The sequence below is a fragment of the Oleiphilus sp. HI0061 genome, from assembly GCF_001635675.1.
Map to the genome: position 1 here is coordinate 1 of NZ_LWFE01000011.1, position 764 is coordinate 764.

At 41.6% G+C, this 764-nt stretch carries 1 protein-coding gene; it reads left to right on the forward strand.

From position 1 onward, the window contains the following. On the forward strand, positions 1-515 hold a 515-nt coding region (locus tag A3735_RS00245), incomplete at its 5' end, for a YajQ family cyclic di-GMP-binding protein (RefSeq protein WP_369820488.1). Positions 516-764 lie beyond the last annotated feature (249 nt).

Genomic DNA, 764 nt, shown 5'->3' on the forward strand with positions numbered 1-764 from the left:
AATTTATTGTTAATGATACGCGGGAGTATACCATGCCATCTTTTGATACGGTCTCAGAACTTGACATGCATGAGGTCACAAATGCAATTGATCAAGCAAAACGTGAACTAGGTAACCGTTGGGACTTTAAAAATGTTCAGGCCGATATTGTTGTCGAAGGGACACGAGTCACTTTTTCAGCCGAGCAGGACTTTCAGCTTGAACAGCTTATCGAAATGCTGCAGATGGCATTTGCTAAACGAAAGCTTGATGTTCGTTCTCTGACTGAGGCGGGTGACAGTAAAGCGGGCAAGTTAGTTAAAAGAAGTTTTGATATCAAACAGGGAATTGATAAAGATGTTGCACGAAAAATGGTTAAGATGGTGAAAGAAGCCAAGCTTAAAGTTCAGGTGGCAATTCAAGGTGATAAAGTTCGTGTTACGGGTAAAAAACGAGATGACTTGCAAGAAGTGATGCGCTTCTTCAAAGAATCGGATCTTGATATTCCGCTGCAATTCAATAATTTTAGAGATTAAGCTTAGAACGCTGAATCGGCTGTTGCTTCCTTTAGGGTGCTTTTATCTTCAATTCGCGATGAAAATATAAAAATATGTCTCAAGCACACTTAGGCTGGCGCCAGTCTTTAAGCTCTCTAAAGCACCCTCGGGTTCTGTCGATGCTGTTCTTCGGGTTTTCGGCAGGAATTCCCTTACTGTTAATATTTTCTTCGCTGTCTTTATGGTTGCGTGAAGCAGGGGTCGAACGCTCGACGGTTACTTATTTTA